This is a genomic window from Vibrio tritonius, from assembly GCF_001547935.1.
Taxonomy (GTDB): Bacteria; Pseudomonadota; Gammaproteobacteria; order Enterobacterales; family Vibrionaceae; genus Vibrio; species Vibrio tritonius.
On sequence record NZ_AP014636.1, the window covers coordinates 777409 to 800613 of the forward strand.

General features: G+C 41.9%; 25 protein-coding genes and 2 pseudogenes. 17 read left to right on the forward strand and 10 right to left on the reverse strand.

The window, feature by feature from the left end:
- Nucleotides 1–97: 97 nt before the first annotated feature.
- Nucleotides 98–388 carry a type II toxin-antitoxin system RelE family toxin gene (locus tag JCM16456_RS18730; protein WP_068717366.1) on the reverse strand — a complete coding sequence of 97 codons (291 nt, stop codon included), beginning with the start codon at nt 386–388 and terminating at the stop codon, nt 98–100.
- A complete protein-coding gene (locus JCM16456_RS18735) occupies nt 378–626 on the reverse strand; it encodes a type II toxin-antitoxin system Phd/YefM family antitoxin (RefSeq protein ID WP_068717367.1) in 249 nt (82 codons plus the stop codon). The genes JCM16456_RS18730 and JCM16456_RS18735 overlap by 11 nt, the downstream gene beginning before the upstream one ends.
- 201 nt (nt 627–827) lie before the next feature.
- Here JCM16456_RS18735 and JCM16456_RS24255 point away from each other — a divergent pair, with 201 nt between their 5' ends.
- Both JCM16456_RS24255 and JCM16456_RS24260 read left to right on the forward strand, forming a co-directional pair.
- Complete coding sequence (locus JCM16456_RS24255; RefSeq protein WP_231894475.1) at nt 828–1046, forward strand: hypothetical protein; 219 nt, start codon at nt 828–830, stop codon at nt 1044–1046.
- Nucleotides 1046–1336: a hypothetical protein gene (locus JCM16456_RS24260; RefSeq protein WP_231894492.1), complete on the forward strand. Its 291-nt coding sequence runs from the start codon at nt 1046–1048 to the stop codon at nt 1334–1336. The genes JCM16456_RS24255 and JCM16456_RS24260 overlap by 1 nt, the downstream gene beginning before the upstream one ends.
- Before the next feature lie 110 nt (nt 1337–1446).
- Here the strand turns inward: JCM16456_RS24260 and JCM16456_RS18745 are convergent, their stop codons facing one another.
- Nucleotides 1447–1737, reverse strand: coding sequence for a type II toxin-antitoxin system RelE/ParE family toxin (locus JCM16456_RS18745; RefSeq protein WP_068717369.1), 291 nt, complete (start codon nt 1735–1737; stop codon nt 1447–1449).
- The gene (locus JCM16456_RS18750) at nt 1730–1951 is read right to left on the reverse strand and encodes a TA system antitoxin ParD family protein (protein WP_068717371.1); all 222 of its coding nucleotides are present in this window, start codon (nt 1949–1951) and stop codon (nt 1730–1732) included. Before JCM16456_RS18750 ends, JCM16456_RS18745 begins: the two co-directional genes overlap by 8 nt.
- A 169-nt stretch (nt 1952–2120) precedes the next feature.
- Here JCM16456_RS18750 and JCM16456_RS18755 point away from each other — a divergent pair, with 169 nt between their 5' ends.
- The gene (locus tag JCM16456_RS18755; RefSeq protein ID WP_231894476.1) at nt 2121–2633 is read left to right on the forward strand and encodes a GNAT family N-acetyltransferase; all 513 of its coding nucleotides are present in this window, start codon (nt 2121–2123) and stop codon (nt 2631–2633) included.
- Between the two features lie 85 nt (nt 2634–2718).
- Nucleotides 2719–3381: a class I SAM-dependent methyltransferase gene (locus JCM16456_RS18760; protein ID WP_231894477.1), complete on the forward strand. Its 663-nt coding sequence runs from the start codon at nt 2719–2721 to the stop codon at nt 3379–3381.
- Nucleotides 3382–3484: 103 nt separating this feature from the next.
- Here JCM16456_RS18760 and JCM16456_RS24265 read toward each other — a convergent pair.
- Nucleotides 3485–3601: pseudogene (locus JCM16456_RS24265) on the reverse strand (type II toxin-antitoxin system RelE/ParE family toxin); the annotation flags it as partial.
- Between JCM16456_RS24265 and JCM16456_RS24510 the strand changes: the two are divergent.
- The 5 genes and pseudogenes from JCM16456_RS24510 to JCM16456_RS18785 form a co-directional block, all read left to right on the forward strand.
- A pseudogene (locus JCM16456_RS24510) lies at nt 3598–3720 on the forward strand (aspartate racemase); the annotation flags it as partial. The pseudogenes JCM16456_RS24265 and JCM16456_RS24510 overlap by 4 nt on opposite strands.
- Nucleotides 3721–4337: 617 nt before the next feature.
- Nucleotides 4338–4688, forward strand: coding sequence for a hypothetical protein (locus JCM16456_RS18770; RefSeq protein ID WP_068719045.1), 351 nt, complete (start codon nt 4338–4340; stop codon nt 4686–4688).
- 143 nt (nt 4689–4831) lie between these two features.
- The gene (locus JCM16456_RS18775) at nt 4832–5170 is read left to right on the forward strand and encodes a cupin domain-containing protein (RefSeq protein ID WP_068717375.1); all 339 of its coding nucleotides are present in this window, start codon (nt 4832–4834) and stop codon (nt 5168–5170) included.
- Between the two features lie 78 nt (nt 5171–5248).
- Nucleotides 5249–5605: an Mpo1-like protein gene (locus tag JCM16456_RS18780; RefSeq protein WP_068717377.1), complete on the forward strand. Its 357-nt coding sequence runs from the start codon at nt 5249–5251 to the stop codon at nt 5603–5605.
- A gap of 47 nt (nt 5606–5652) precedes the next feature.
- Entirely contained in the window at nt 5653–6537 is an 885-nt protein-coding gene (locus JCM16456_RS18785) for a transglutaminase domain-containing protein (RefSeq protein ID WP_068717379.1), read from the forward strand.
- 154 nt (nt 6538–6691) lie between these two features.
- On the opposite strand, the gene JCM16456_RS18790 is transcribed toward JCM16456_RS18785, so the two are convergent.
- The 5 genes from JCM16456_RS18790 to JCM16456_RS18810 are packed head-to-tail and all read right to left on the reverse strand — an operon-like array spanning nt 6692 to nt 12335.
- Nucleotides 6692–7516: an ABC transporter ATP-binding protein gene (locus tag JCM16456_RS18790; protein ID WP_082712376.1), complete on the reverse strand. Its 825-nt coding sequence runs from the start codon at nt 7514–7516 to the stop codon at nt 6692–6694.
- 6 nt (nt 7517–7522) lie between these two features.
- Complete coding sequence (locus JCM16456_RS18795; protein ID WP_068717381.1) at nt 7523–8386, reverse strand: ABC transporter ATP-binding protein; 864 nt, start codon at nt 8384–8386, stop codon at nt 7523–7525.
- Complete coding sequence (locus tag JCM16456_RS18800) at nt 8376–10256, reverse strand: extracellular solute-binding protein (protein WP_156430601.1); 1881 nt, start codon at nt 10254–10256, stop codon at nt 8376–8378. Before JCM16456_RS18800 ends, JCM16456_RS18795 begins: the two co-directional genes overlap by 11 nt.
- A 10-nt stretch (nt 10257–10266) precedes the next feature.
- The gene (locus JCM16456_RS18805) at nt 10267–11307 is read right to left on the reverse strand and encodes an ABC transporter permease subunit (protein ID WP_068717386.1); all 1041 of its coding nucleotides are present in this window, start codon (nt 11305–11307) and stop codon (nt 10267–10269) included.
- 5 nt (nt 11308–11312) lie between these two features.
- Nucleotides 11313–12335 (reverse strand): ABC transporter permease subunit, encoded by a 1023-nt coding sequence (locus JCM16456_RS18810; RefSeq protein ID WP_082712377.1) that lies wholly within the window; start codon nt 12333–12335, stop codon nt 11313–11315.
- Between the two features lie 809 nt (nt 12336–13144).
- Here JCM16456_RS18810 and JCM16456_RS18815 point away from each other — a divergent pair.
- The 8 genes from JCM16456_RS18815 to JCM16456_RS18850 all read left to right on the forward strand — a co-directional run bounded on the left by JCM16456_RS18815 (nt 13145) and on the right by JCM16456_RS18850 (nt 23204).
- On the forward strand, nt 13145–15625 hold the full coding sequence (locus JCM16456_RS18815) for a TonB-dependent receptor (protein WP_068717390.1): 2481 nt from the start codon (nt 13145–13147) through the stop codon (nt 15623–15625).
- A 65-nt stretch (nt 15626–15690) separates the two neighbouring features.
- A complete protein-coding gene (locus tag JCM16456_RS18820) occupies nt 15691–16461 on the forward strand; it encodes a DUF3450 domain-containing protein (protein ID WP_068719046.1) in 771 nt (256 codons plus the stop codon).
- Nucleotides 16458–17840 carry a MotA/TolQ/ExbB proton channel family protein gene (locus JCM16456_RS18825; protein ID WP_068717392.1) on the forward strand — a complete coding sequence of 461 codons (1383 nt, stop codon included), beginning with the start codon at nt 16458–16460 and terminating at the stop codon, nt 17838–17840. The genes JCM16456_RS18820 and JCM16456_RS18825 overlap by 4 nt, the downstream gene beginning before the upstream one ends.
- A gap of 9 nt (nt 17841–17849) precedes the next feature.
- Entirely contained in the window at nt 17850–18377 is a 528-nt protein-coding gene (locus JCM16456_RS18830) for a MotA/TolQ/ExbB proton channel family protein (RefSeq protein ID WP_068717394.1), read from the forward strand.
- 25 nt (nt 18378–18402) lie between these two features.
- Nucleotides 18403–18810: an ExbD/TolR family protein gene (locus JCM16456_RS18835; RefSeq protein WP_068717396.1), complete on the forward strand. Its 408-nt coding sequence runs from the start codon at nt 18403–18405 to the stop codon at nt 18808–18810.
- A gap of 3 nt (nt 18811–18813) precedes the next feature.
- On the forward strand, nt 18814–19446 hold the full coding sequence (locus JCM16456_RS18840; RefSeq protein WP_068717398.1) for an energy transducer TonB: 633 nt from the start codon (nt 18814–18816) through the stop codon (nt 19444–19446).
- A 9-nt stretch (nt 19447–19455) separates the two neighbouring features.
- Nucleotides 19456–20673: a tetratricopeptide repeat protein gene (locus tag JCM16456_RS18845; RefSeq protein WP_068717400.1), complete on the forward strand. Its 1218-nt coding sequence runs from the start codon at nt 19456–19458 to the stop codon at nt 20671–20673.
- Nucleotides 20674–20957: 284 nt separating this feature from the next.
- Entirely contained in the window at nt 20958–23204 is a 2247-nt protein-coding gene (locus tag JCM16456_RS18850; protein WP_068717402.1) for an EAL domain-containing protein, read from the forward strand.
- Nucleotide 23205 lies beyond the last annotated feature (1 nt).

Genomic DNA, 23205 nt, shown 5'->3' on the forward strand with positions numbered 1-23205 from the left:
CGGCGCATAACAACAACACGCCCTGAGATGGACAACAAGTAATTTGTTAGCTTCACTTCCCGCGTTGTGCGCAATTGAGTGGGGCGTTATACCGCGGTCAATCATCCAAGCGTTTCATTGCTTTATGATAAACATCGCTTCGTTCACGTTTTCCAACTGCTAAAACGGTGACTACGATGATGTCATCTTCGACTTTGTAAACTAAACGGTAACCTGATTGGCGGAGTTTAATTTTATACATGTTATCAGCTCCAGATAATTTTGAAGCTGGTACATGAGGGGTAGTTAACCTTTCGGCTAATTTTTTCTTAAATTGCTCCTGCAAGGTAGAACCGAGTTTCTTCCATTCCTTAAGGGCGGATTTTTTAAAATTTAGCTTATAAATCATCAAGGTTTACCGAGATGCTTTCTTCAGATTCGCGTTCTTTTGCAATGGATAGTAGTTCTAGATCTTCAAGTTTATCCATCATCATTTCGTAAGCTTCAGCAGGGACGCAATAAAAAGCAGGTTCATTTCGGTTAAGAACAGCGACAGGTTGACCATAAGCACTGGTAGCAACTTTCATTGGATTAGCTTTTAATTCAGTAATGCTTGCAGCAACATCAGCTAAGATTCTAGTGGTCATTTTAAAGGTCCTTTAAATGGTCTTTTATGTGGTCATTTTAGCTTAGGTGAAACGGTATAACAAGGCGCATCAGTAGACACTGTTTAGCTGGGCGGGCGCTGTCTAGAGTCAAATATTCGCTGGTACAATGGCTAGGTGCTGATGTGCTAGTCGTTAAGTGGTTAAGTTGACCATTGCATTTTAGATAAGAGTAATAACAAGATGAATACATTTAGTCAGTTTATTAGAGGACTATTTTCACATGATTTATTGGTTGAATTGAGTGAAAAGAAAATAGTTATTCGGATGATGGGCAAGGTGGGTAAAGAGTTCATATTAGAGTATGAGCCATATTTAGCCATTGAAACCATTGGTAAAAAAGTATCGTCAAATGTGTTGGTACTGAAGCAAAACATCAATCAGGGAAGTACATTGACGTAATTAACCCATTTTGTCATCCACGTTCTTTTGTCGCTGATTTCTATGTGGCGGAAAAGTTGTTACAACATGGCTTGAATCAACTACAGACATCCAAGTTTTTCAAACCAGCACCTCGAATTATTATGCATCAATTAGAAAAAACCGAAGGTGGTTTAACAAATATAGAAGAAAGAGTATTGAGAGAGTTAGCCTTAGGCAGTGGCGCTAGAGATGTTGTCATTTATGTGGGAGCGAAGCTGGATTCCGAGAAGGAAACGTTTGATGAACTGAAGCGTAAAATCGCCGCTTAACAAGGCGCATCAGCAGATACTGTTTAGCTGGTCGGGCGCGGTCTAGAGTCAAATATTCGCTGGTACAATGGCTAGGTGCTGCTGTGCTATGCGTTAAGATTCATGTAAGCTCAGAAGATATTTTTCATGTCGCGATAAAAATTTTCATGAGAACCTAAAGCCATAAGTTCAAGAGTAACGGTGTCATCTTCGTAACTATAACCAAGTAATGTAAGTTGTTTCACCATTTTAAATTTGTATACGCGAAGGAAGGATAAATCGCCTTTCTTTTGCTGTCCTAGAAGCGGATCTTCAATCAATTCTTTGATCGCGTTATCTAGATCCGCTTTTTGGTTTTTGTGTAGTTTTTTGACAGCCTTTTTAAATGTAGGTGTTTGAAGAACTTGAGTAATCTTAGCCAAAGTTGTATTCCTCAAGTTTTCCGGCTTCTTTTTCGGCTTTGGCAATAATTGCTTGTTTTACGAATTCATAAGGTAAATCGGGATTATCTTCCATCATTTCACCGATTTTAGCCCAGTGTTCAATTTGTTTGGGTGTCGTGCGGTTTAGAGCTTTAGCCATAATAGCCGCTTTATCAACCAAATCTTGGTCAAGTCGAATACTTGCAGTAGACATAATAAAATCTCCTTAGTGTGGTATAAGGATTGTAGCGGATTGCTACATTAGTGGCAATATGAAGCATGACAACACGTTCCAATTGACCTTCTACTGTCACGAATTTTGGTTCCCAAAATTAGCGCCAGCAGTAGGCAATTGAACTACACGTTAGGCAGATAAGGAAATCATGAAGTTTAGAGTTAGAAAAGCATTACTAGATGATGTCGATAGAATCGCAAATATACACGCTAGTTCATGGGCATATGCGTACAATGGGCTGATGCCTCAGAGCTTTATCGAAAGCTATACATTAGAAAAGCGTCAAAAATTGTGGTCGAACATCATTGAGCGAAATTTGGCGGAAGTTCTCGTCGCGGATTGTGATGACGGATTGGTTGGTTTTCTGTGCTTTGGGCAGCCTAAAACTTTGAAAGGCACTGAAGTGTATGAACTGAGCTCGATTTACATTGCCCCTGATAAGATTGGGACTGGTATTGGTCAAGCGCTTTATAATGAGTGCGAGAGATTGCTCCGCGTATTGAAGGCTCAAAAGGTTTCGTTGTGGGCACTTGATAGTAATGAACGTGCATTGAATTTTTATACAAAGCAGGGCCTTACTCCAACAGGTGAGATCAGTAAAGAGCGTACTAATGACGTTGTTTTGAATGATGTAGAGTTAGCTAAGGAGCTATCTGCCTAACAAACAAGGATAAGTGTCGCGCAGCCGACACTTTAACTGGGTGTTGAACAAGCCCGAGCCACTTATATAGTAAATTGCAGATTCGATGTTTATGGTAGGTACGCAGGGCAAACGCATGAAACCAAATTATCAAGTTCATGAAGACATGTATGTTGAAGCTCGCCAAGCTGGCTGGGAAGGTTGGGGGGGCAATGAGCGAATGTCTAAAGCAGTTTTAGTGGATCGTTTTCTAGAGATATGTGAACGACCCCAAAAAGGTAAACTGCTCGAATTAGGTTGCGGTGAAGGGCATCATTGCCGAGCTTTCCAGAAGTTGGGTTTTTCGGTAACAGGTATAGATATCTCACCAACCGCAATTGCATGGGCAAAAGAAAAAGCTAGAGTAACAGGAACTGAGGGTAATTATTATACTGCTGACCTAACAGCAGAGTCTCTTGAACTTCCAGAACGTTATGATGTTGTGATTGACGGTAATTGCTTACATTGTATTATCGGCGCAGATCGAGCCATATTCTTGGGTAATGTTTATCGTTCACTATCTGAAAATGGAGCGTTTTTCGTCAGTAGCTTGTGTTCTAAAGATGAAAATAGCTATGAAACATATAGGAACAACACTCCATATCGTCATGTTACCTCTCAAAGTGGTCTAATCGTTGAACTAGAGCAAGCTGGGTTTCAAGTGCTTTATGTCAGTGTCTATGAACGTGAAACTTCAAACCACATAACGGTATATGCAATAAAAGCATAATTTGAGTCGTTATTATCCATACAAGAGCGTGCCAATTAACCTCCTACTGCCACGAATGTTGGTTCCCAAAATTAGCACCGGTAGTCGGCAGTTGTACTTCACGTTATCCGCCAAAGATCGGATGAACATCCATGCTTTTGTGCAATATTCTGATAATTTGAATATTCTGACTGCCAATTTGTTGATAAAAAATAACGAGACTTCCTTGAGGGAATTTCCGTTATCCTAGGTTGTACAGAAATAGCGCTTTTAGTGAAGCAGGCGCATACTGACGTAAGGCTTTATGACACAACGGCTATTCATGCTGAAGAAGCTGTTTTGTTCTCATTAGAGGAATAGTCAGGCAGTCTAGAGCTTACGGAGTAATGCTGGGTTGTGATAGTGAAGCGTTGCTCGCAAAGTTAATTGAGCGTTATAGCGCTCTGGTAGTCCGCAGGTGAGTGAATATCTAAGACTTATTTATAAGGAAAAAATTTGAATAGAAATGGTTTAATCATTTATTGGTTGGGTTGTCTTTATGTTGTGACATATTTTCTAAGAGATAACTTTGTGTTGTTTTACGATCAATTTTCTTTAGTTTGTACATTTGTTCCCGCTATTTGTTCGTTACTTATACGAAAAGATGAGTCGACTAATAATAAACTACTCAGATTTTTTAAAGTTAGCTGGGTAAGCGCGGGCCTAACGACAATGTATGGCACTATTTTAGTAATGAGTCAGATACCCTTAGAAGCAGGAAGCTTGGTTGTGGGTTTTAGTGTTGCAATATTGCCAATATTTTACGCATTTTTATTGAGTTTGGTGATTGTTCCTTTTGTAATAGATAAACGCTGATAGTTAGCAGGCAACAACAGATGATGTATACATCAGCCACTAGTGGTTGAACACTATCAGTTTACTAAGGCAATAAGCAAAGTGACGATGTGGTAGGTGGTATACACAGTGGAGATGTTTGTGTGATAGATCTGATAAAGAAAGTAATTATTATTAATTTGATAGCTGCTCTTATTGTATTCGTGTTATCCAGATATGTTCAGTTTTTCAAAGCAGTGTCATATTCAGATTTCTTGTTTTTTGTCGTTATCGTGATTTGGGCGTTAGCAAGACTACTTTGGGAAGGTGGTGTTGATATGAAGGCTTCACGGTATGATGATCCGTTAACCGACAAAGTGTACGGTATGGTTAAGGATTTTGATTTTTCTAAAGATGAACAAAATCGAAAAAAGCAAAACTATCATACGGGTTTAGTACTTTTTATTGCAGGCTTGCCAGCATTTCTAGCGCTTATAGTAACGCAATTGCTTTAGCTACGGTAACGTGATTACATGTGATTACATTGTTGATGTTATCACTTAAGCGCTAATTTAATTAGCAAATGCTATATAATGTCAGGTATGTGCTTTTTATATCATTAAGTTATAAATAACATCAGTTAATGAAAGGAGGAAGTATGATAATTGCTTGTAAAAGAGAAGATATTAGATGGTCAAAAACTCCATTCATTGGTGTTGAATTTTGTTGGCTATCTGAAAAAAATGAAAATGGTAGAACTGCAATACTAAAATTTGATGAACATGCTGAATTGCCGTTACATAATCACCCTGGTTGGGAACAAATATATGTTATTGAAGGTCGTTTAAAGATAAACTCGGAAATTTATGAAAAGAATGATTTTGCTTTTATAGAAGAACAAACCGAACACTCTATATTAGCATTGGAGTCGAGTAAATATATTACTATTTCACAAATGGAAGGCGTTAATATGATTGCTGAATCGTTAATAAGTTAATGATTCAGTAATAATAAATGATTTATCATAAGAAGGTGTTGTGCTAAATCTATCACTCATAGTGGTTAAGGTTTCAATATGGACATAAAAGAGACAATTAAGTGGCAATGGGAAGGATATTTAAATTACCATCAATCACGAGAAAACCTTTTTATTCACATCGTTTTTGTGCCTATTTTTATTGTTAGCTTTGTATGTTTGGTACTGTCTATAGTGTGGTTTAATTTGGTTTTTGCGTCGATTTTTCTGTTCGCAATGATGTTATCGTTTGGTTTTCAAGGAGTTGGTCATAGTAAAGAAACCAACCCTTCAGAACCGTTCACCGGTGTGAAAAATGCCATGGTACGTATATTGGCCGAACAGTTTTATACATTTCCAAAGTTCGTATTGTCTGGTAAGTGGTATCAAGCATTACGAAAATTAGAGCAAAAATAACCAACGCCTCTTCCCCATATTACTTTGATAATTTAAATGAGTAAAAAATGGACCTTTCTATTTATGCTACGGCGAGCGCTGAAACAGAACTTGGCGTGTATCGCCAAGATATTAGATTGTTACCAAATGACATTGGTTCGCTCTGTCGTTTTGTACAAAATCTTCTCGTTCATGCTTATTGGTTAGACAGGTATTCTTTACACGATGACGAAACTGATAAATGGCGTGAAATGCAAGCTCGGTCGGTTATTAATATATTGGATTTGGCGGTATTTAAATCCAACACGAATATTCGTGAACTTAGGAAGCCTAAAGATAAAGTGGTGAGTATCTGTCGCGATTTTTCGTTACTGCTTTGTGCGGTGCTGCGCGAGAAACAGGTTCCGGCACGCGTGCGATGTGGGTTTGCCACTTATCTTGGGTCTGATCACTTTGAAGATCATTGGGTTTGTGAATATTGGGATGTTAAGTTATCTCGTTGGGTATTGGTCGACGCGCAGCTTGATGAGATACATCGACGTGTTTTACAATTTAATTTCAATGCGTTGGATGTCCCTAAGTCAGCGTTTCTGTATGCTGGTGAAGCATGGTGTTTGTGTCGTACAGGGAAACTGTCGGCAGATAGATTTGGTATTTTTGATTTATCTGGGCTTGCGTTTATTAAAGGAAATCTCATCAGAGATTTATTTGCTCTTGCAACTATCGAGCTTATGGCGTGGGACACCGGTTGGGGGTTATTAAAAGATTACATCACACCAATTGATTCAGCAGAAGAATTTGAGTTACTTGATGATTTGGCTGTATTCAGCCAAACCTCCAATATTGAAAAGGCTATTACGGCTGTGAAGACTCAGCCAGGTATTCAACTTCCCTCAAATTGGTCTTTTAGCGATTTTCCCACCATTGAAGTGCTGTATTCAAAACTCAATTGAGAGTTTTAAATGTAGCATTCAGATGAGCCATTAATGAGCGCTATCTTTATCAAAAGACCAAAAGAGCTCTGTCGGGCGAATAATTACATAGGTTTAGTGCTCTTTATTGCCGCTCTCAAGGCTTTCGTTACATGCTTTGTTTCTTATTTCAATGTCAACATGGCAAAGTGCTGCGTTTTTTCTTACGTTGACTCGGGTGAGTAATCGGAATAGCCGAAAGCAAAACCTTGGTGTACTCATCTTGGGGGTGGTTGTATATCGTTAAAGTGTCGCCGGTTTCAACAATTTTGCCTTTGTTCATAACCGCAACTCGGTCGGATATATGACGCACAACCGATAAATCGTGAGAAATAAAAATGATAGCAAGCTCTAATTCTTGCTGTAGTTTTATCAATAAATTAATAATTTGCGCCTGTACCGACACATCTAAAGCCGAAACCGATTCATCGCAAATTAGCAGTTTCGGTTTCAATGCTATCGCTCTAGCAATCCCAATTCGTTGCCGTTGACCGCCAGAAAACTCGTGCGGGTAGCGGTTAACACACTCCTCTGGTAGCCCCACTTTTACCAGCAGTTCTTTTACCCATTGTTTTCGCTCTTCTTTGGTGCCGATATTGTGGATATCAAACGGCTCTTGAATGATCATTCCTATTGAATGACGAGCATTTAGCGATTCAAGCGGGTCTTGAAAAACAATCTGCATTTCCTTTCTTAGTGGCTGCATCTGTTTGCGCGATAACGACGTAATGTCTTGTCCTTCAAACCAAATTTTCCCCGATGACGGTTCTAACAATTTTAGAATGGTTCGACCTAACGTGCTTTTCCCACACCCAGATTCACCCACTAGCCCGAGGGTTTCGCCTTTGGCAAGAGAAAGTGATACGCCATCGACCGCTTTGAGCACATAGCCTTTGGAGAAGAGTTTGCGGTTGCTGGCAAAATACTGAGTGATATTTTCGATTCTTAATAACTCTGACATACGGGGTTACTCTACTTCGGTAAGAACGTCGCTTGGTAATTCATCAATTGGAATGAACTGCTTTGGAATGCTATTTATGTTCGGCATGAGCTTGAGCAGTTTTTTTGTGTAGGGGTGCTGCGCGTGATCAAAGAGGGTAAAGACATCGGCATATTCTACAATCTCCCCTTGGTACATCACGGCCACATCGTCACACACTTCCGCGACGACCCCCAAATCGTGAGTGATGAAAATCATCCCCATGCCTGTTTCTTGCTGCAATTCGTTCATGAGTTCCAATATCGACGCTTGTACGGTGACATCAAGCGCTGTAGTGGGTTCATCGCAGATCAGAATGTCCGGTTTGCATGCCAGTGCCATGGCGATCATCACGCGCTGCCTCATCCCGCCAGATAAGTTATGAGGGTATTCATCTAAACGCTGCTTGGCGCGGGGTATGCGCACTTTTTCTAGCATTTCCAAAGCGGTACTATGGCGCTGCTTAGCACTGAGTTCGGGGCGGTGCAGCGTTAACACTTCAACCAATTGATGACGAATGGTGTGAACCGGGTTTAATGCTGTCATGGGATCTTGAAAAATAATAGAGATTCGATTGCCACGAATCGACCACAGCTCTTTAGTGGGCAAAGATAAAATAGGTTTGTCGCGGTAGATGATATCCCCTTGTGTGACCTTGCCTTGAGGGTAGGGAAGTAGCCCGAGTATGGTCATGGCAGTGACACTTTTGCCACTGCCAGACTCACCAACGAGACCAAGGGTTCTACCTGCGTACACATTCAGGTCAACGCCCTTTAAGATCTCCGTTATTCCTTCATCATTCTCAAAACTCACATGAAGATCCCGCACGGTGAGGATTGGGCTATTGGTCATCCTTGGCTCCCAGTTTAAAACGTGTATCTATGATGGTTACTGGTGGGAACACTTTGTGCTCCTTACGGGCTGCGAGTGTCTCTTTCTTCACATCTTCATCGATCCAAAAATTGGCCACATCCATGGGGGACGTTAAGCTCAGGGTTTGCTTGGTCATGCCATTTTTCGGGAACTTAATCCAACGCCAAAATCCTTCACGGGTATAAGGCACCATGTAGCCGGGCACAATTAAATACTCGTCGGCGACCTTTTGAATAATTTGGTGAGAAATGGCCACTTTGTCCTTTTTAAGAAAGGTGTGACGGTAAGCCGTAATCAATTTATCCATCTCTGGATTTTTGTAATTGGTGAAGTTGTTAGTTTGGTTCGCCGCGGTTTCGGAACTTAGGTATTCCCAGTAAGAGGGGATTTCGCCAGCGCCCATGTGTAAGAAGGCAATTTGGTGTTTCTTTTCAAGCATAAATTTGAATGCCGAAGAGCCATCGATCAAGTTTAGCGTTAATTCTAGGCCTGCTTTTTTAGCTTGTTCTTTTAAGTAGGCGATGCGCCGAGTGTGTGGTGCAAAGCTATAGGTGACAGCAAAAGAGAGCCGTTGGCCTGCAGCATTGCTGCGAATGCCATCCGCATCGATGTGTGTAAAGCCGGCTTTATTGAAATAGTTAATTGCTTTTTGTGGATCAAACTTAGGCGCCGTTTGATTGGCAATATCATAGTCGCCGTGGCCGTAACCCATACCACTTGGTAAGCGCATGTAATCACCACGCAATACATGCAAAAGCATGCCATCAAAATCCATCGCATAGGTAATGCCCGCGCGAACGTTAACATCATTGAGCATTGGCATTGCCGTGTTCATCCACAAGCCGCCGGCACCTTGTGGCAGTTGGTTATAGCCCCAGAACTTTTGGATATAGCCATCTTTGTATGGTTCGGTATCGGATTTTTCATGCCATAACGAGGGAAGGACTAAACCGTAAGTATCGATATCGCCTCTTTCAAAGTGTTTTCGAGCGATGTCGTTATCTCGAATGACCTTCATACTGATTTTATTTACGTTATAGCGGTTTTGATAATAACGATTAGAGTAGCCCCACCAATCGTTAACGTGCTTAAACACCAGCTTTTTGCCGCGTTCGATCTTATCTAGCACATAGGGACCCACCGTTGGTTCAACTTTAAAGTTATAGCGACGGACAAAATCATCTGGCATACCATCACCATTTTTGTCCTTTTTGAGCTTGGCAAAAAAGTGTTTTGGTCTTGGCTGCAAGCCGTTACTTGGCATGTTGATTTGGGTCATCAACTCATCATTGCTCATTTTTGTTCCAGACTTGATGGCAATGGTGTAGTCATCGTACTTGATCACATCGGTAATGGCGTTGGTGAAAAAGTCGTTATACCAAGGATCTACAATGTCTTTAGAACGGTTGTAAGTGAGCATAAACAGGTAGTCGTCGGCAGTTACCTTAGTGTTATCCGACCAACGTGCATTTGGGTCGAGTTTAAAATAAACCGTTTGATTATCAGCAGAAAACGCCCAAGCCGTTGCGAGTTGTGGAATCCATTTTCCGGTATTTGGGTGACGACCTGCTAATTTGGGTGTGCCATCCATCAAATAGCCGCGAATGCCAGAGTTGGCATCAGGACCCACACTGCGTAATGTCTGTGGGAAGCTGTTCATATACGTGTAGAACGTCCCCCCTTGTTTGGCTTCTTTTGAAGCGAATAGGGGTTCTTGATTATGCTCTATCCAGTTCACTTTTTCTGGCAGTGTTGCACCAATAGCAACTTGGGTTGAGCTAGCCAAAAGGGCAAAAGTAACCAATGCGAGTTTGTTCATCACGACAGTCCTTGTCATCTGCTTTGTCATAACAGAAAAATTAGTTGTAACGGGTAAAATGTTTAGGGTCGAAGGCGGTGCGAATGGCTTCACCAATAAATGTGACCATCACCAAGACACTGACAATGGCCGTCACTACTGAAGTGACAATCCAAGGAGAGTCTAAGTTGGATTTTCCTTGTTGAAGTAATTCTCCCCATGAGGGTGTTGGCGGCATTAGCCCCAGCCCTAAATAATCTAATGCGGTTAGAGCGGTGATATTGGCAGCGATAGTAAAGGGAGCCAAAGTCACTATCATCACCATGGTGTTGGGCAATATGTGCCTAAAAATGATTCTGGTGGTGGAAGCGCCTAATGCCCGAGCAGAGACCACATAATCACGTGCGGCTTCTTTGTAGGTCATGGTTCGCATATACCAGGTGATGCCAATCCAACCAAACAGTACGTTAATGGCAACAAAGAGCGTAAATGTGGGTTGAATAATCGATACCAGTATCATGATCACGTAGAGAAATGGCACCATCGACCACACTTCAATTAAACGCTGAACAAACAGATCAAACTTCCCGCCAATAAATCCCATCAAACAGCCTACTGTCACGCCAATCGCGTAGGATGCCGCCATAGTGAGTAACGCAAAACCAATGGCGGTGCGAAACCCGTAAACCAAGCGCGCTAATATATCTCGGCCCACAACATCAGTGCCCAAGTAGTGTTGCTGCTCAGCATTAGGCGGGGTTGGGGGATAACTACCGTTAAAATCTTGTTCGTAAGGATTCCAAGGGATGAGCGGCATCAACACATAGTTGTCCCCGCCTTGTTGTTGAAACTGAGCTTGGAGTTGACGGTAATTGGTTTCTCCCGGGGTTTTCTGGCCAAAAAACTGGCCTTGATACACGTCGCTAAATACGGGGAAGTAATAGTGATGATTATAATGTACCACCAGTGCTCGGCTATTTATGATGAGTTCGGCAATTAATGACAATAAAATAAGTAATGAGAGAATGATAAACGAGTAATAACCCCGTTTTATCTTTTTAAAATTGCGTATTTTGTTTAATGTTATTGGGCTAAGCGACATCTTTACTACCCTTCAAATTTGACACGAGGATCAACCAGAGCGACAGCAATATCCGAAAGAATATTTCCTACCATCAAAAGAATGGCATTGATGGCGACAATGCCCATAACTACTGGATAGTCACGTTCAACAATAGACTCATAGCCAAGCAATCCGATGCCATCAATATTAAAGATAACTTCGATAAGAAAGGAACCTGTCATAAAAAAGAGCAGAGAGTTACCAAAATGACTAGCTATCGGGATTAAACTATTGCGCAGTGCGTGCTTTCTGATCGCCGTTTTAAATGGCAAACCTTTAGCAATAGCAGTACGTATATAATCAGAAGAAAGCTGTTCCATTAAATTGTTTTTCATAGTCATGGTTAATGTGGCGAAATCACCAATCAGATAACAAATAAGGGGTAATACCGCATGCCATAAGATATCTTTCACCCTTTCATAATTGGAACCAAGATCATCGTAATTATCGCTAGTAAATCCTCCCATCGGAAACCACTCTAATTGATAACCAAAGAGCGTAATAAGCAAAATACCAACGATATAACCGGGAAGTGCGTAGCCAATAAAAATGGAGATCGATGAACCTGAATCAAACCAAGACCCATGTTTTAATGCTTTCCAATAGCCGAGTGGAATTGATATTAAGTAGCTAATAAAAAACGTCATCGCGCCGTAAAAGAGGGATATGGGTAATCGCTCCATGATCATATCCGTCACAGGTTCGTAGTAACGTGTTGATTCTCCGAGGTCTAAATGAACGAGTTTGGTTAGCCAATTAAGGTAGGCAGAGGGAATTGGCTCATTAAGCCCATAGAATTCATTGAGTTCGTTGAGTTGGTCTGCAGACAACGCATTAGAATGACTTACTTGGGCTGAACGAGCGCCGTCACCATGAAATTGCATCTTGGAGATCATGCGTTCTACAGGGCCACCCGGTACAAAGCGAGTAATGGAAAATATGAGAATCGTGATACCTAAGAAGGTAGGTATAATAAGGCAAAGTCGCCTTATAAAATAAGACAGCATAATAAAAGTAACACTCCAAATTTACTACTTTGTATCACTAACCCTACGGTTGGATATATTGACTTATCAGTTAATAATAAATGGATAAGTCCTGCCTTTAAGTAGTTCATTTAATTCTTTACGCACCATAATGGCTAGATTGCACCATTTTAATGCTTAGAAAATAATGATTAATATAATCATCCCTGACTATTCGAAGTTATAACGAAATAAAATTGAATGCAATTTATTCATTTTTTGGTGCAGTGTACGGTTAAAAAGTATTTTAATCTGAATTGTTTTATTATTTGGAGTTTAATTCTAAAAGATTTCAAACTGGTGATCTTTTTGTCATTTGCTGTTTAAGTGATTATTTATTCATAAACCTAATGTCTGGCTGTAATGACCATGAAAAACTTGTGCCTATTAATAGGGTTCATAATAAAAATTGGTTTAATTGATTTGGGTGGGTGTTTTGTAATCAAAATGGAATAATGTTCTGATTTTTAAGTCGAGAAGGAAAATAGGATTATTTTAGGCGCAAAAACTTATGCAATCGATTGTAAAGGAATGTAAGTCTGCTGTTTACATAAACTTACGGATGAAAATGGCATACTTTTATCATTTATTAGTTTATTCATCTTATTTTCTTTTGGTTTCCTGTGATTTGACAACAAAAATAGGTGGGTGTAATAAATATTTTTTAATGGAGCTATTACTTTAAAAATATTTTTAGAGAGTTTAATTTCGGCGAACGAATTAAATATTAATTAAATTCTGGCTCCGTTAAAAACGTTGTTAACCACAAATGGAATTTAATAGGAATACGGATGTTATATAAACGAAGCAATTTATCGCTAGCGATAGGCTTGGTTATTGGTACTGTTGTGTTTACTACTGCGACCAATGCTGCTGAGCAAGTTGAAAAACTGCAAAAAGTGAAAGTGACGGGTTCTCATATCGCAACCACCGATATCGAAGGTCCAAACCCTGTTGATGTTTATACAGCGCAAGATATAAAAGATATGGGCGCAAGCGATGTTGGCGATGTTTTGCGTGGTCTAACGCAAAATGGCGGGGGTAGTTATGGTAGTTCGTTTACTAATGGTTTCGCGCCTGGTTCGGCTGGTGTGTCAATGCGCGGTTTAGGTCAAGCTCGCACCCTAGTGTTACTGAATGGGCGCCGCGTGGCGAACTACGCTTTTGCGCAAAACTCGAATGAAACCTTTGTCGATTTAAACTCTATCCCTCTTTCAGCCGTTGAACGCATTGACGTTTTAAAAGATGGTGCATCGGCTATTTATGGTTCGGATGCCATCGGCGGCGTAATTAACCTGATCACCAAAAAAGATTACGACGGTTTTGACTTTGATCTGAAGGGGGGCCAAACCTCCCGTGGTGATGGTGAAAATGTGGATATGACGGTGACGGCGGGCAAAAACTTTAATGATGGTAAAACCAACATTATGGTGTCGACCAACTATGTGCACAAAAGTCAAATTAAGGCGAAAGACCGTTCTAACACAAAATCCGCCAACGCTACTTCGCGTGGTGGTGATGACTGGCGAAGTTCCTTTGCGCCGGGGGGCCGTGTTTACGCTAATGATGATGGTGAGGATTTAGGTTGCGCAAACGGGGCTTCAGAGTGTTTATATGACTTTGCCGAATACGCGCAAATCGAGCCAGAAACAGAACACTTCAGCATATTAAGTTCTCTTAACCATCAAATAACCGATGACGTTACCCTTACCACTGAATTGGCCTATAACCGTGTGAACACCAAGACTACCGCGGCACCAACGCCTAACAGTGAATTAACGGTAATTGATGCCTCCAATCCAAATAATACCTACGGTGAAGATGTCTTCATTCGTAACCGTATTATGGAAGCTGGTCCACGCAAAAATGAAATTACAACCGACTCAATTCGTTTTGTTACGGGACTTGAAGGGTATGCGAATGTATTTGATACCGATGTAGACTGGACGGTTAGTGCTGGGTATCACTACACCGAAACCAAATCAGAAGGCAGTAACTATCTCACGGTTGATGGTTACGAAGCTGCGGTTGCTAGTGGTGCGTACAACCCATTCTCGTCAAGCAACTCACGCAGTTCGTTGGCTGGTGCGTTAACGGACACTCTGCGCAAAGGTAAATCCAAACTGGGCTTTATTAATGCGGATGCGTCATTCCCGATTGTTGCCCTACCTGCCGGTGATTTACAAATGGCCTTAGGGACGGAATTTCGATACGAAGCCGGGGAAGATGTGCCAGATGCGCAAAGCGCAGCCGGAAATATCATTGGCTCAGGTGCGACAGGATCGGATGGTCACCGTACCGTAGTGGCGGCTTACAGCGAACTACAAATTCCAGTGCATGACACGGTAGAGGCGCAGTTGGCGTTACGTGGTGAACATTACAGCGACTTTGGTAATGCAGTGAGTCCTAAAATCGGCTTACGTTACCAGCCATCCGACATAATCATGTTTAGAACGTCCTACAGTGAAGGATTTAAAGCGCCAACCCTACCTGAAGTGAACTCAGGGGTAACACGCGCTTATGAAACGGTGGATGATGGGACAAATGGCCGTACGGAAGTTGAAGTGCGCCAAGGGGGCAATAAAGATCTAGAAGCGGAGCATTCGTATTCATTTAACTTCGGCACAGTGATTAACCCGATTGAGAACCTCACGTTAAAAGTCGATTACTTTAAGATCACTAATACGGGAATGATCGATACACGTGATACTCAAGCGATTGTTGACGGTAACGGTAGTGGTGTTCACCGCAATGTGGATGGCACCATAGATTATGTCGATAACCAATATGTGAACTTGAATAAACAGATGGTTCGCGGTGTGGATACCGAAATTGGTTATCTACTACCTACAGCAAGTGCCGGTGAATTCAAATTTAAAGTTCAAGGCACTTACACCATCGACCACAAAATTACCGACCCAGATACAGGCACATTTGATCAATATATTGGCACTTACTATGCCGGTCCACGCTTTAAAGGCAAAGCCTCATTAGTGTGGAGTGTTTCTGATTACAAACTGGTGAATACGGTTAACTACACCGGGTCGTACGGGCAGTTATATGAGACAGATTCAGTTAAAGATGTCGATTCTTGGACCACTTGGGATACACAACTTTCCTATTCTGGATTTAAAAATCTCGTCCTGACGGTTGGTGTGGATAACGTGTTGGATGAATTAGCACCTTTCTATAACTACTCAAATCTCTATAACTTTGAATTCTCAGACAATATTGGCCGTTACTACTACGCCGGTTTGAGCTATTCCATTTAAGAGTGATATCCCCAAGGCGTGAAGTGGATTCACGCCTCATTTTGCTTATTTCAGAAGAGGATTATATGAAGAGTAAGCACTTTACACTTGGAACGTTGGCGTTAGCGTGTCTGCTTTGCGGGCCTACTGCATCTGCAACTGATTCATCTGATGCTATGAATCAACAAGCGAAAATGAACCAAAACGCTCAGTTGTCGCAAAAGAAGGTGGATCAATACTCGGAGAAAACACAGCAGATGTTTGCCCAGTATAAAAGTACCTTAAGACAGCTTGAAAGCATGCGTGTGTACAATAATCAAATCGCTAGAATGATTGACAAACAAACCCAAGAACTTGTGTCGTTAGAACGTCAAATCACGCAAATTGATCAAACCGCGATGGATGTTACGCCATTGATGCTCGATATGGTGGATGCATTAGAGCAGTTCATTACGTTGGATATTCCTTTTCAAACTAAAGAGCGCCGTAATCGTGTGCAAGAGTTGGCGGCATTAATGGATAGCCCAGATGTCACTACCTCTGAAAAATACCGCAAGGTAATGGAAGCCTATCAAATCGAAAATAGCTTCTCGACCACGATTGAATCATACAAAGACAGTTTAACGCTCGATGGCAAAACCATGACCTATAACTTTTTAAGAGTGGGTCGTCTTGCCCTGTTGTATCAATCGCCAGATGGGGCTGATACCGGCATGTGGAACCAAAAAACGCATACCTGGCAACCTCTTGATGAAAGCTATCGTACATCAGTACAAGAGGGCATTCGTATTGCTAAGAAGCAAGCGCCACCAGCTCTGATCAAACTACCAGTATTTACAGGGGAGGCTTCACTATGAATGGTTTTAGACTTGGTGTTGCAGCGATCATTTCATCCATTTGTCTTTCTCACGGAGCATTGGCCAATGATTCAACCAGCAGTGCGGCCAGCAATCAAAAAACGCTCAACGATTTGTTAACGCACATCCAATCTCAAAGTGTCCTTGAATCAAAAAGTAACCAGCAACGGGAACACGCCTTTTTGGCAGATGAACGCGCTCAAGCGCAGTTACTCAAACAGGCGAAAAGTGATTTAAGTTCAGAAAAAACAAGAGGTGATGAGCTTAAAGCAACGTTTGATGCCAATGATAAGAAATTAACGCAGCTTAGCGAGACGTTACGCCAGCGTTCTGGTTCGTTGGGCGAAATGTTTGGCGTGGTTCGCCAATACGCGGGTGAATTTAAAGGTATTTATCATGCTTCGCAAAGTGATGTGCTTTTTCCTGAACGTGGAGCGTTATTGAGTAAACTAGCCTCGAGTAAAGAGCTGCCTTCAAGTTCCGAATTGGAAGCCTTTTGGCATACTGTGCTAGAGCAGTTGGTGACTTCTGGTCAAACTAAGTCTGTACCCGCAACCGTTGTGTATGGTCAAGGTGAGCAGAAGAAAACGATTGTGACCTTGGTGGGTGAATTCAATGCCTTCTCTAATGGACAGTATGTTACCTATGTACCCGAAACAGGCAAATTTGAGCAGTTGTCGCGTCAGCCATCAAGTTCTATGACCGACCTATTACCAACGTTTGCGAGTAAAAAAGGTGAGTATCAACCGATTTATCTCGACCCTTCCCGTGGTGCTATTTTATCGTTAATGGTGCAAAGCCCAACGGCAAGTGAGCGCATTAATCAAGGCGGCGTAGTGGGTTATGTAATTTTGGCGCTAGGTGCGATTGGCGCATGTGTGGCATTACTTTGTTACTTACGTCTATCCATTATTGACCGCAAGATGAAACAACAAGCCAAGAGCGAAGAGGTCATTGAAGGCAATCCTCTTGGGGAAGTGATCGCAGCCTATCGTGGTCATGTTGGGAATAACCTTGAAGATCTTGAATCGAAACTGGATGAAATTATCCTGCGCCATGCCCCTCAAATTCAAAAATTCATCAGCTCTATCAAGCTGGTAGCATCGGTCGCTCCGCTGCTTGGTTTGCTGGGCACTGTGATGGGGATGATAGGCACATTTCAATCAATCACACTCTTTGGTACGGGGGATCCTAAGTTAATGGCTGGTGGGATTTCAGAAGCCTTGGTCACCACGATGCTGGGTCTTGTTGTGGCAATTCCATTACTGTTTTTGTACTCATTGGTACAAAGCAAAGGCAAACGCATGGTTCAAATCTTGGAAGAACAAAGCGCAGGTTTCATTGCTCGATACCAAGAAAAATTGGTGGCGAAGGCGTAAGGAGGCGTTATGTGGTGGCTATATGAACAGTACGATCATATTGAGCGCTTTTTGGGCCTTGGTGGGAACGTGCTTGTTGCGATCTTCTTTCTCACGATTTTGCTCTGGGCCGTCATGTTGGAGAGATGGCTCTACTTTGCAACCGTTGTACCTAAAGTGTCTAAAACCGCAGTAGAGGTATGGCAGGGTAGAGCTGATAAGCTCAGTTGGAACGCCAAGGCGATACGCAACGAACTGGTGTCGATACAGGACATAGAAAATAGGCGTGGTTTAGCTGTGATTAAAGTGCTGATCGCGATGTGTCCATTATTAGGGTTATTAGGCACGGTGGTGGGCATGATTCATGTGTTCGACATCTTGGCTGTCACCGGTACGGGTAGCCCTAGGGCGATGGCATCTGGGATATCGAAGGCCACAATTCCAACCTTAGCGGGCATGGTTGCCTCGCTATCTGGGTTATTTATTAGCTCTCGGCTCGACCATTTAGCCAAAGTGACGACCAAAAAGCTAAATGACCAATTAACACATATGGCCTGAACAAAGGATTGAGAGGGATACATTCATGAAACGTCGATATAGTGCGGAGATTGAGGAAGAGGCGGGCATTGATATGACGCCAATGCTAGACATTGTCTTTATTATGTTGATCTTCTTCATTGTGACAACGTCATTTGTTAAAGAAGCCGGCATTGAGGTTAACCGCCCAAGTGCTAGCACGGCACACACTGTAGCGAAAGGCAATATTATGGTTGCAGTAGGTAAAGCCGGTGATGTTTGGATGGATAAGCGTCGCATTGATGTTGATGCGGTGCGCGCCAATATTGAACGGATGCGTGCTGAAAGCCCTGAAGGGGCGGTGGTAATACAAGCCGACCAAGATGCGGCAGCAGGAGTCGTGGTGAAAGTGATGGATCAGATACGTATGGCTGGCGTACAGAATATTTCCATCGCGGCTACGAATAAGGGGTAAATCATGCGCTATTTAGCTTCGTTAGCTTTGGCGTTAGTGGTTTCTTTAAGTATTTTCTGGGGGATGGACCGCTTGGTGAACAAAGAGCACCAAGAACTGAAATCCTCCGACGATACCAGCTTTGTCGATTTTGTTCGGGTAAAACGAGAAGACAAAGTAGAAGAGAAAAAGCGGGAATTACCTAAGCCAAAACAACCGAAACGTCCGCCACCACCACCTGAGTTAAAAGTAGCATCTACGGTCAAACCGACCATGGACAAAATGCCGATGAATGTGCCGAGTTTAGATCTACCCGTCAATATCACAGGTGGTGCAGTACTCGCAAACTTTGGGCAAGGTGGGGGCGGAACCATTAAAGCCAATAATGGCCCGACACCTTTAGCGACTTTCTTGCCGCAAATGCCTCGAAAAGCAGCGCGAGCCGGGTTGAAAAAAGGCATTGTTGAGCTTGAGTTTACAGTCAATGAGCGCGGTTCGGTAGAAAACGTCACTGTAATTAAAGAAGAGCCTCGTCATTTAGGCTTGGGTCGTGTGGCAAGAAGAACCGTATCTAAATGGACTTTTAAACCCAAAATGGATGAAGGTAAAGCCATTGCGGCTCGTATTTCGCAAGAAATAGAGTTTGTGGTTAAGTAGGAGGGCAGGATGCACCTTAGATATATAAAACAGTGTCTGGGTATATTGAGTGTCATCATCATAATGGGTGTTAGCGAAGGTGCGATAGCTAAGATACAGCCTCAGTTATCGGACCACACCTACAAGGTGGTTAACAGTGTGCAACGCCTCGTCGCATTGAAAAACTATGATGATGCTTTAGAAAAGCTTGGTGATGCACGTGAAAGCACGAGTCGGAAATACGACCAAGCGGTATTGCTGCAGCAAACGGGCTATATCTACTCAATGTTGTCGAATTATAAGCAGGCAATACATTATTTCGACCTTTCTTTAAAAACGGATGGTTTACCTGTGTCCGTTGCGCAGCAAGTTCGATATGGGCTTGGCCAGCTTTATCTTGCTGAAGAGCAGTATCGTCAGTCGATTAAAACGCTTGAACAATGGTTCAAAGTGAACCAATCGACAGACGAGCCGCCACAAGCGACTGTTTATGTCACGTTAGCCAGTGCCTATGCGCAAATTGAAGATTACAAGCATGTCATTAAGCCAATGAAAACGGCCATCAGTATGACTAAAGAGCCAAATGAAAATTGGTATTTGTTACTGATGGCTTCGTATCATGAGCTAAAACAGTATCGCAATATGATTGGGGTATTAGAAACGCTAACGCAAAAATACCCCAATAAGAAACAGTATTGGATGCAGCTATCGGGCGCTTATATGGAAATTGGTAAAGAAAAAGATGCGTTATCTGCGTTAGAAATGCCCTATCAATTGGGAATGCTGACCAAAGCACCTGAGATTATGCGGTTAGTTAATTTTGAAGCGTATATGGGCATTCCCTACCGGGCAGCATCGATATTAGATAAAGCGCTACAAGAGAACAACGTCGAACGCAGTGTGGAGACATTGGACACTCTGGCAAATTTTTATCATCAAGCCAAGGATTTACACAAAGCAATTCAAGTCTATGAGGCCTCTTATCGGTTAAAACCATCAGTGGATAAGCAAAGTAAAATTAGTAAGTTAATGTTGCAAGATAAAGACTATGTCGAGCTCATTAAATTTACTTCTCAGCCTGCTAAAGACGCCGATTTTAATGACAAAGCGGAGCTCTCCTATTTACGAGGAATGGCCTACTTTGAATTAAAGCAGCATAAACAGGCGTTACAAGCGATGCAGTCTGCCGCTAAATCTAATGAGGTCAAGTCAATGGCGGTTGCATGGATTCAGTACCTTAAGGGATGATATTTCTCTTTGTTGTAATCCAATCATCAAAAGGCTAACCGTAAGGTTGGCCTTTTAAGTTTCCTACCAATACTCACCACCATATCTGCAGTCCGGTGTTTTTCAAGATAGTTGTCATCATTTGTTACTTTGACCTGCCTTACATCCCATTAATTTGACATCGTTTCTTTGTGTTTTGTTAGCAAGCGCAACCATTTGCATTTGTAGTGCTCGTTTTATAACTATACTAATTGGGTATTGAGCGTAAGCAGATCGTTATTCGACTTTTGCAAGGAATAGAATCTATGGGTGATGAGAAGTTTATCTTTAAGGAAGAGCCGAAAGCGGCTTCTCTGACGGCAGTCAAGCAGTCAAAAACTAAAGCGAAAGGTAAGCTCCTATCCGTTGATGATGACGAGAGTTATCAGCAATCACTGCTCTACAGTTTGAATGATTTTGTCGCAAATGGAGAAGTGGACGAAATACTAACGGCAAATTCTGCGACAGAGGCTGCGGCATTAATTGCGACTAATGAGGAAATTGCCGTCATCTTATTAGATGTGGTGATGGAAGAAGACGATGCTGGTTTACGGTTAGTGGAAACCATTCGTAATGTGCAAGGTAACTCATTGGTTCGCATTGTGTTGCTGACCGGGCAGCCAGGTGCCGCTCCGCGTAAGGATGTGATGGAGCAATATGATATCGATGAGTATTGGAATAAATCCGAAATTGATTACGATATTTTAAAAGCGGTTGTTGGTTCAAACTTACGTTCCTGGCGATCCATGTATCAACTTGAGCAGGCGAGACTCGGCCTGCAATTAGTGATCGATGCTTCGCGAAAATTAGCCAGCAAATATGATAAAGAGTCGTTTATTCAAGTTGTCCTTAACGAAGTCGCTTCACTAATTGGTGTTGGTAAAAATGTTCCGACGCTTTGTGTTACGACGCAGTCGCCGGAAGATACCTTTGATAAGTCATATGTGCTTGCCTATACAGGAAGTGATCATGTTCAAGTGGGTGAGCCGTTACCGAATCATCTTTTTGATAAGTTCACCGATTTGTATGAGCAGGCCATCATTGATCATCGGCATAAATTCAATGGTAATTTATCTGTTCTTTGTTTCCCCTATGATCATGAGGAATCGGGTTATTACTTTATTTTGGCAGAAGGTTTGGAGCAGCTTAGCGAATACAGTATTCATTTGCTGCAGGTGTTTGGAGAAAACATCAGCTCTGGATTTATGAAAATCGCTTTGATTAATCAATTGTCCAACTTGGCCTATTTAGACGCCGAACTTCTTATTTATAATCAGAATTGGTTATTACGTGAATTACAGACGATGAATCATGCAGATCGAACAAATACTCAGTTGGTGGTGATCTCGATCGATAATTTTGATTCACAAACGCTTACATTCAGCGAGCGGGCGATGGTGCAAGTGATTAACAACACGTATGAAAAGATAGCCAATTTGTATCACGAGGTACTGGGTATCAGCCGCATTGAAGCAAGCACGTTTGCCATCTTATGTAATAGTAATGAAGCGATAGATGATGATGTTCTGGTGCAGTTTACCAATCAGATTAATGAGTTTGATGGGGAAATGAGGAATTACTCGTTAACGATTGTTAAAGTTGAACTAGCCGATATGCTAACGTCTACCCCGATGCAAATACTGTATCTGTCCAAAAGCCTGCTCTATTCCGCACGACAAAAAGGGCGAGATTTTGTGACGTATAATCCCGCATATCAAGAACGTTTATTAACGGATTATCAGCTTCTTAATGATTTGAAAAATGCCATCGTAGAGCACGAATTTTATTTGGTATTACAACCTAAAGTGGACTTACGTACGGGACAACCTGTTGGACTTGAGGCATTGTTGCGCTGGAAAAAGAACGATGAAGTTATCCCGCCTAATGTTTTTATACCCATTGCAGAAAACTCCGGCATCATTACCAAGTTGGACCTTATTGCCCTTGAGTTAACGATTGAAGCGATTAAAGCACTTAAACAAAGAGGGTATCAGTTACCCATATCATTTAACGCAACGGTTAAAGATTTATATGAATCGTCCTACCTTGCACTAATAGAAAACGCTATCGGTATTGAGCATATCTCTCCTGAACTACTCGACCTTGAAATTACGGAAACGCAGGCAATGGATTCATACGATAAAGTGAATCCAATATTAGAGCATTTACATGACTTACATGTTCATATCAGTATTGATGATTTTGGGACGGGCTACTCTTCGCTAGCCCATATTTCTAAACTTGCCGCTGATACCATTAAAATTGATAAGACGTTTATTACCAATTTACGTGACGATGAAGCGAATCAGCAAGTGGTTGAGTTGGTTTTAAATTTAGCCCATTTGTGTGGTTTTTCTGTGGTCGCCGAGGGTATAGAGACCGAAGAAGAAAGAGATGCATTGTTAAGCAAGGGGTGCAATATTGGCCAAGGATACCTTTATGCTAAACCCATGCGGTTAGATGAACTGATGGAATGGCTAAAAAACCATCAGCCACAAGCGGTGACTGATTAGC